Genomic DNA, 1753 nt, shown 5'->3' on the forward strand with positions numbered 1-1753 from the left:
TGTTTTTAGTGGAATTGCCAAAGCAATTGGACCACACATTCCCACACAGTGAAAACTACCTAAAAGGCCTAGAGTTAGAGCGGATAAAAAGATCATTTCTTTATATTTTTATTATTCGAAATATTACTTTGACAAATAAATGGCTTCTTCCTGATAGTAGCCTTTATCTTGATGTTTCCAATCAATTTTAATGGCATATCGACCATTAATAAATTTATCTGACTTAAAAACCTGAAGTCCTGACGCATCAATTTTTATATCTGATCTCAAATCATTATCAGAATTTGATGGGCGATAAAAAATGATACTTCCACTGACTTCTGAACGTATTCCTTCTGGGAATTGAATTTGAATTGTACCTGCTTGTTGCGAAACTACAACTTTCTCATTCAAGGTATATGTATTCTTAATCTTATCAATCTTAGTCTGAAAATCGATTCCCTGCGGGTAATAATCCGTCGAAATAAGGTTAATATCCTGAGTCAAACTAAAGCCAACAAATATTAAAATACCGATAACATATAAAGAGATAAACATGGCTAGTTTTGTACCCCAACTTAAATTTTTCATATCTTATAATCTATATACTAATTAGGTCCAACAAAAGTTAAATCAACTTTTTCTACCAGTCTCTCGTTTGCATAAACACCAATCATTATTCGTGTCTTATCTGTTAAAATATATGCCTTAGGAAACTTAGCAAAAAAAGTTCCTTCATGAATAGAACTTGCAGCAGCATTAAAGGTTTTTCCAATAATCTGAATCTCTCCTTTTTCATCAAGGAGTTTAAAACTAACAGGTAAATCTTCAGTCGTTTTATTTACAATTTTGAAGCTATACATATTACTAATAATTCCTTCGGCTGGCTCTTGATACATCAAACCTGGTGTTCGAAGAATAATAGCTTCCAAATCTTTTCGAGATGCAAACAAACCTACCACAACACCAAGTAAAATAAATAAAACAGTGGTATAGGCAATTTTTCGAGCTGGCCATTTCTTTATAATGCCGTGAGTAATATTTGTTTCAGAATCGAAACGAATCAATCCTTTGGGTTTTCCTTGCCAAGCCATTACCGAGTTACAAGCATCGATACAAGCCATACAATTAATACATTCCAATTGAGTACCATCACGAACATCGATACCTGTAGGACAAACATCTACACAATCGTAACAATCAATACAATCGCCTTTGTTATCAGCTTTTCTATCTTCTCCAACTTCTAAAGGAGCTCGCTCCTCACCTCTTATATAATCATAGGCAACTACAATTGTGTTGGAGTCAAGCAAGACACCTTGCAAACGACCATATGGGCAGATCATCGCACAGACTTGTTCTCTCAAGCGAGAGAAAACAAAATACATCACCGTAGAGAAAAACAATAATGCTATAAACAGAATGGAACTACTCGATGGATTATCCCAAAGGTTTAAAACAAAATCAGCACCCCTTACATAGGAAAAAAGAGCACTAGATAGAACTAAACATATAACATAAAACAGCGTATGTTTCGTCGTTTTCTTCCAGAGCTTTTCAAAGTTCATAGCCTGTGCTTTCAACTTTCGTTGCTGCTGAGGTGTTCCTTCAATTAAATACTCAATTCTACGAAAAACAAATTCTAGAAAAACCGTCTGTGGACAAGCCCAACCACACCATATCCGACCATAACTGACTGTAAAAAGCACAATAAATACAAAAAGGGTAATCATCGAAAACAAAAAGATATGGAAATCTTGAGGCCAAAAATGAA

General features: G+C 34.5%; 3 protein-coding genes. All 3 read right to left on the reverse strand.

Annotated features, from left to right (window positions below; genetic code table 11):
• Window positions 1–96 (reverse strand): sulfite exporter TauE/SafE family protein (locus ABY905_RS17085; RefSeq protein WP_372646080.1); only part of this gene is annotated, 96 nt, incomplete at its 3' end.
• A 27-nt stretch (window positions 97–123) separates the two neighbouring features.
• Window positions 124–570, reverse strand: a complete 447-nt coding sequence (locus ABY905_RS17090) for a FixH family protein (protein ID WP_372646077.1) — start codon at window positions 568–570, stop codon at window positions 124–126.
• Window positions 571–587: 17 nt separating this feature from the next.
• On the reverse strand, window positions 588–1753 hold a 1166-nt coding region (gene ccoG, locus ABY905_RS17095), incomplete at its 5' end, for a cytochrome c oxidase accessory protein CcoG (protein WP_372646078.1).

It is taken from the genome of Ancylomarina sp. (genome assembly GCF_041555295.1).
In the GTDB taxonomy this organism is placed as follows: Bacteria; Bacteroidota; Bacteroidia; order Bacteroidales; family Marinifilaceae; genus Ancylomarina.